This window comes from Frateuria sp. (assembly GCF_035695185.1).
Taxonomy (GTDB): Bacteria; Pseudomonadota; Gammaproteobacteria; order Xanthomonadales; family Rhodanobacteraceae; genus Frateuria_A.
Window position 1 is genome coordinate 1 of the sequence record NZ_DASSES010000033.1, and the last position, 5,831, is coordinate 5,831.

Genomic DNA, 5,831 nt, shown 5'->3' on the forward strand with positions numbered 1-5,831 from the left:
GCGGTGCGGCACATGATCGAGGCCGGCTTCGGCAACGCCAGCAGCGAGGCGATCAACCGCACCTTCCTGGGCCTGTTCGGCGTCGCGCTGGTGCTCGCCTTCGCCACCGCGGCGCGCTACTTCTGCATCACCCTGCTGGGCGAGCGCTCGCTGGCGGCGCTGCGCGCGAAGCTGTACGCCCACGTTATCCGGCTGGACGTGGGTTTCTTCGAGCGCTCGCGCGTGGGCGAGCTGATCTCGCGCCTGGGTACCGACACCGAGGTGGTGCAGGCGCTGATCGGCTCGGGCATCTCGGTGGCGCTGCGCAGCGCGGTGATGCTGCTGGGCGCGAGCGCCATGATGGTGTGGACCAGCCCGCGGCTGGCCGGCATGACCGCGCTGGTGATCCCGGCGGTGATGCTGCCGATCCTGGTGTTCGGGCGACGCGTGCAGAAGCTCTCGCGCGCCAGCCAGGACCGATTGGCCGACGCCGCGGCGATCGCCAACGAGACATTGAATGCCGCGCCCGCGGTAAAGGCTTACGCACGCGAAGGGATCGAAAGCCGCCGTTACGGCGATGCCATCGACCGCGCGCTTGAAAGCGCGCGCCGCCGCATCGGCATGCGCGCAGTGCTCACCGCGGCGGTGATCGTGCTGTTCTTCGGCGCCATCACGCTGGTGCTCTGGGTCGGCGCGCGCGACGTGCTGGCCGGCAGGCTCAATGCGGGCACCCTCGGCCAGTTCGTGCTCTACGCGGTCTTCGCCGCCGGCTCGGTGGCCGGCCTGTCGGAAGTCTGGGGGGATGTGCTGCGCGCCGCGGGCGCCATGGAGCGCATCGGCGAGCTGTTCGGCGAACAGGCCGGCATCGCCGACCCGCCGCAGCCGCTTGCGCTGCCCCGTCCGGTCCGCGGTGCGCTGCGCTTCGAGCAGGTCGGCTTCCACTACCCCACGCGGCCGGACGCGCCGGCGCTGCACGACTTCACCCTGGACGTCCGCCCCGGCGAAACCGTGGCGCTGGTCGGCCCTTCCGGCGCCGGCAAGAGTACGGTGTTCGCCCTGCTGCTGCGCTTCTACGATCCGCAGACCGGCACCATCCGGCTGGACGGCATGGACCTGCGCGCGCTTGCCCTGCCCGAGCTGCGCGGCGCCATCGCGCTGGTGCCGCAGGAGACCGTGATCTTCGCCGGCAGTGCCGCCGACAACATCCGCTTCGGCCGCCAGGCCGCAAGCGACGCGGAAGTGCGCGAGGCCGCCGGCGCCGCCGAGGCGCATGAATTCATCAGCGCGCTGGCCGAGGGCTACGAGGCCGAGCTGGGCGAGCGCGGCGTACGCCTCTCCGGCGGCCAGCGCCAGCGCATCGCGATCGCCCGCGCCATCCTGCGCGACGCCCCCCTGCTGCTGCTGGACGAAGCCACCTCGGCGCTGGACGCGCAGTCGGAAGCCGCGATCCAGCAGGCCCTCGAGCGCCTGGAAAAGGGCCGCACCACGCTGGTCATCGCCCACCGCCTGGCGACCGTGCAGCGCGCGGACCGCATCGTGGTGATGGACGGCGGACGGATCGTCGCCCAGGGCACGCATGAGAGCCTTCTGGCGGAAGGCGGCCTCTACGCCGAACTGGCCCGCCTGCAGTTCGTGGCCTGACGAAAGCCGCGCCTGCGCCCGCTCGCGGTCAGGGAGAGACGTGGTGAGCGCGGCTCGCGACAGAAGCCATCCATGCCGGGCCCCTGTTGCCGCCAGTTTGACGCCCGCGCGCCGAGCATCCCCCCATGCCCGACCCGTTGCTCCAGCCACGCCCCGAAGGCCTCTATTGCCCTGCCGGCGGCTTCTACATCGACCCGGCCGAACCGGTGGCGCAGGCGGTGGTGACCCATGCGCATGGCGACCATGCGCGCCAGGGCAATGCGCGCTACCACGTGGCGCGGGCCGGACTCGGCTTGATGCGCGAGCGGCTGGGCGAACCGGCGCGGATCGATGCATACGACTACGGCGAGCCGTTCGGGCTGGGCGACGTGCGGGTCTCGCTGCATCCGTCAGGCCACATGCTCGGCGCGGCGCAGGTACGGATGGAGCATGCCGGGCGCGTGGTGGTGGTCTCGGGCGACTACAAGCGCGAGGCCGACCCGACCTGTGCGCCGTTCGAGCCGGTGCGCTGCGACACCTTCGTCACCGAATCCACTTTCGCCCTGCCGGTCTACCGCTGGCCACCGATGACGCAGGTGATCGACGAACTGCTGGCCTGGTGGGACGACTGCGCCCGCCGCAAGGTGTCGGCCGTGCTGTTCTGCTATGCACTGGGCAAGGCGCAGCGGCTGCTGGCGGAGCTCGCGCCACGCATCGACCGGGTGGTCCATCTGCACGGGGCGCTGCTGCGCCTGACCCAGCTGTATCGCGAAGCCGGCGTGGTGCTGCCGCCCACGCAGCCGCTGGAGGAAAGCGCCCGCGGCACGGCGCTCGCCGGCGAGCTGATCCTCGCGCCGCCCTCGGCCGCCGGGTCGCCATGGATGCGGCGCTTTCCCAACGCCTCGACCGCCTTCGCGTCCGGCTGGATGCAGATCCGGGGCAACCGGCGCCGGCGCGGCTACGACCGCGGCTTCGTGGTGTCGGACCATGCGGACTGGGGTGGCCTGCTGCGCAGCGTGCGCGACAGCGGCGCCCGGCGCGTCTATGTCACCCATGGCGACGGCGACGCGCTGGTGCGCTTCCTGCGCGAGCAGGGCCACGACGCGCTGCCGCTGTCGGCGCTGGAGGCCTGAGCGATGCGGCGCTTCGTGCAGCTCTATGCCGCACTCGACCGTACCGGTTCGACCACCGCCAAGCGCGATGCCATCGCCGCCTTCCTGCACGATGCGCCGCCGGCGGACGCGGCGTGGGCGGTGTACGTGCTCGGCGGCGGCAAGCTGCGCCGGCTGGCCAGCGTGACCGAACTGCGCCAGGCCACCGGGGAGGTCACTGGCTATCCCGATTGGCTCGTCGACGAGAGTTACGCCCACGTGGGGGACCTCGCCGAGGCCATCGCCCTGTTGCTGCCGCCCGGCCGGCCGGCCGACGACGCCCCGTTGCACGTGTGGATGGAACAGCGCCTGCCGGCCCTGAGCCGGCTCGATCCGCCCGCTCGCGTGGCGCAACTGCAGGCCTGGTGGCAGGCGCTGCCACCGGACGAGATCTACCTGCTCAACAAACTGATCACCGGCGCGCTGCGCGTTGGCGTCTCGCAACGGCTGGTGGTGCAGGCGCTGGCGCTGTGGTCGCAGCTTCCCACCGACCTGATCGCCCACCGCCTGAGCGGCGACTGGAAGCCCGACGCGACCTCGCTGGCCGCATTGGCGCAGCCGGCAGGGGACGACGCCCACCGCGAGCATCGACCCTACCCGTTCTTCCTCGCCTCGCCGCTGGACGCGCCGGTGGAAAGCCTGGGCGAGCGTGGGCACTGGCTGGCCGAATGGAAATGGGACGGCATCCGGGCCCAGCTCATGCGCCGGGCCGACGAGGCGCGGCTGTGGTCACGCGGCGAGGAACGGCTGGACGGACGCTTCCCGGAGATCGAGCAGGCCGCCTGCGCCCTGCCCTCCGGCTGTGTGCTGGACGGCGAGATCCTCGCCTGGGATGCGGAGGCGGCGGCACCCCGGCCGTTTACCGCGCTACAGAAGCGCATCGGCAAGCTCAGGCCCGGTGCCAGGCTGCTGGCCGAGACGCCGGTGCGGTTCATGGCGTACGACCTGCTTGAACTCGACGGGACCGACCTGCGCGAGGTACCGCTGCACCTGCGGCGCGCACGGCTCGCCGTGCTGCTGGAAGGCATGCCGCCGACGCTGCTGCTTTCGCCGGCGGCGGACACAGACGACTGGGCCGCCCTGGGGCAACTGCGCGAACAGGCACGCGAACGGCGCACCGAGGGCCTGATGCTCAAGCGCCTGGACTCGCCCTACCGGGTCGGCCGCAAGCGCGGCGACTGGTGGAAGTGGAAAGTCGATCCCTACACGCTGGACGCGGTGCTGATCTACGCCCAGACCGGTCACGGCCGGCGCGCCGGCCTGTTCACGGACTACACCTTCGGCGTGTGGGACCGCGGGCACCTGGTGCCGGTGGCCAAGGCCTATTCCGGGCTGGACGACGCCGAGATCGCACGGCTGGATGCGTGGATCCGGTCGCACACGCTCGAGCGCTTCGGGCCGGTACGCTCGGTCGAGGCCGAGCACGTATTCGAGCTGGCCTACGAGGCGATCCAGCGCTCGAGCCGGCACAAGTCGGGCGTGGCCGTGCGCTTCCCGCGCATCCTGCGCTGGCGCACGGACCTTTCGATCGGCGACGCAGACCGGCTGGACGAGCTCAAGCGCATGGCGGAAGGCTGATGCCCTCCGGGCTTCGTGCCACCATCCAGGCGCACCGGTGCGCGTCTACAGAAATCCCGTCAGACGACGGCGACTAGAACCGCACCAGCAGGATCAGCGCGATCAGCAGCGCCAGCACGGAGGCCGTGGCGATCAGCCACCACACCTCGCCGCGCGGTCCGGCCTGGTCTTCGGGCAGCGGCTGGGCCGGCGGCTCCGGCGGCGTGCCCACCGGCGAGGGCAACAGCCCGGGCGCATCGACCACGAAACGGTGCATGGCGATGCCGAGCTGGTCGCCCGGGTGCAATGCCGCCTGCTCGATCACCGCGCCGTTGAGCCGCAACGGATAGCGCGGCGGAGTCGGGCCGGCAGCCACGCGCAGTTCGCCGCTCTTCCAGAACAACGCGAGGGTGGCCGCAGCGGCCTGTGGCAGCTCCAGCGGCTGGTCGCCCTGCGGTCCCAGTTCCAGCCGGTCGTGCAGCGGGAACACACGCCCGGACAACGGCCCTGCCACCGCGCGCAGGGCCGCGGTGCAGCGGCCCTGTTCGGAGATTGCCACCGCGGCGCGCGTGGCGGGCGCCTCGTCCCCGCACAGCAGCATGCGGCAGTCGCCCAGGCTCAGGATGTCGCCGGGCCGAAGCAGCGCACGCTCGCGAACGGGACGGGCGTTGACGTACACACGGCCGGCGCCCGACAGCACTTCCAGCACCCAGCCGCGGCGGTCCTGCAGGATGCGCAGGTGGTGCGCCGCGCCCTGTTGGGCGGAGACCACCAGGTCGTTGTCCGGTGCGCTTCCGATGCGCAGGGCGACCTGCGCCCAGCGGAATGCCTCGCGAGCCGAATTGGGAAACTCGATGCGCATCTGTGACCGATCCAAGATGCGGGCGACTCTAGCAGATGCATGGCCTGGGCTTCGCGCCCACCGCGTAAGATGGACGTTCCCCACGGAGCCCATCCATGCCCAAGATCGACATCCGCCGCCCGCACAATCTCCCGCTGGACCAGGCCCGCGCCGTCGTCGACAAGGTCGCCGCCCGCATGCGCGAGAAGTTCGACATGCAGAGCCAGTGGCAGGGCGACACCCTGCGTTTCTCGCGTTCGGGCGTGAGCGGCGCCATCGCCGTGGCGCCCGAGTCGGTGCACGTCACCGCCGAGCTCGGTCTGATGCTGTCGCCCCTGAAAGGCATGGTGGAACAGGAAATCCGGCGCAAGCTGGACGAGTATTTCGGGGGCGCCGCCTGAGCTTCCTTTGATCGGGCGCCCGGACGTGGCATACTTCCCCGCTTACGCGGCCGCCACGGCCGGGCCCTACACACCGGAACGCATGGCCAAAGACGACGTCATCGAAATGGAAGGCACGGTCCAGGAGACCCTGCCCAACACCATGTTCCGTGTGCAGCTGGAAAACGGGCACGTGATCACCGCCCACATTTCCGGCCGCATGCGCAAGCACTACATCCGCATCCTCACGGGCGACAAGGTCAAGGTCGAGATGACTCCCTATGACCTGACCAAGGGGCGGAT

At 71.1% G+C, this 5,831-nt stretch carries 6 protein-coding genes; 5 read left to right on the forward strand and 1 reads right to left on the reverse strand.

Annotated features, from left to right (window positions below):
- The 3 genes from VFH59_RS02305 to VFH59_RS02315 form a co-directional block, all read left to right on the forward strand.
- A partial coding sequence (locus tag VFH59_RS02305; RefSeq protein ID WP_325163272.1) for an ABC transporter transmembrane domain-containing protein occupies positions 1-1,620 on the forward strand: 1,620 nt, incomplete at its 5' end.
- Positions 1,621-1,745: 125 nt separating this feature from the next.
- Positions 1,746-2,732: a ligase-associated DNA damage response exonuclease gene (locus tag VFH59_RS02310; RefSeq protein ID WP_325163273.1), complete on the forward strand. Its 987-nt coding sequence runs from the start codon at positions 1,746-1,748 to the stop codon at positions 2,730-2,732.
- Positions 2,733-2,735: 3 nt separating this feature from the next.
- The gene (locus tag VFH59_RS02315) at positions 2,736-4,328 is read left to right on the forward strand and encodes an ATP-dependent DNA ligase (RefSeq protein ID WP_325163274.1); all 1,593 of its coding nucleotides are present in this window, start codon (positions 2,736-2,738) and stop codon (positions 4,326-4,328) included.
- A gap of 73 nt (positions 4,329-4,401) precedes the next feature.
- Here VFH59_RS02315 and VFH59_RS02320 read toward each other — a convergent pair whose 3' ends face one another.
- Positions 4,402-5,169, reverse strand: a complete 768-nt coding sequence (locus VFH59_RS02320; protein WP_325163275.1) for an FHA domain-containing protein — start codon at positions 5,167-5,169, stop codon at positions 4,402-4,404.
- Between the two features lie 95 nt (positions 5,170-5,264).
- Between VFH59_RS02320 and VFH59_RS02325 the strand changes: the two genes are divergently transcribed.
- Together VFH59_RS02325 and infA are read left to right on the forward strand one after the other, a co-directional pair.
- The gene (locus tag VFH59_RS02325; protein WP_325163276.1) at positions 5,265-5,549 is read left to right on the forward strand and encodes a polyhydroxyalkanoic acid system family protein; all 285 of its coding nucleotides are present in this window, start codon (positions 5,265-5,267) and stop codon (positions 5,547-5,549) included.
- Between the two features lie 82 nt (positions 5,550-5,631).
- On the forward strand, positions 5,632-5,831 hold a 200-nt coding region (gene infA, locus VFH59_RS02330), incomplete at its 3' end, for a translation initiation factor IF-1 (protein WP_325163277.1).

What these genes read in the sequence shown, in the direction of transcription:
- VFH59_RS02320 (WP_325163275.1), bottom strand. Translation starts at nt 5,169, where the DNA reads ATGCGCATCGAGTTTCCCAATTCGGCTCGCGAGGCATTCCGCTGGGCG.
- VFH59_RS02310 (WP_325163273.1), top strand. Translation starts at nt 1,746, where the DNA reads ATGCCCGACCCGTTGCTCCAGCCACGCCCCGAAGGCCTCTATTGCCCT.
- VFH59_RS02325 (WP_325163276.1), top strand. Translation starts at nt 5,265, where the DNA reads ATGCCCAAGATCGACATCCGCCGCCCGCACAATCTCCCGCTGGACCAG.
- VFH59_RS02315 (WP_325163274.1), top strand. Translation starts at nt 2,736, where the DNA reads ATGCGGCGCTTCGTGCAGCTCTATGCCGCACTCGACCGTACCGGTTCG.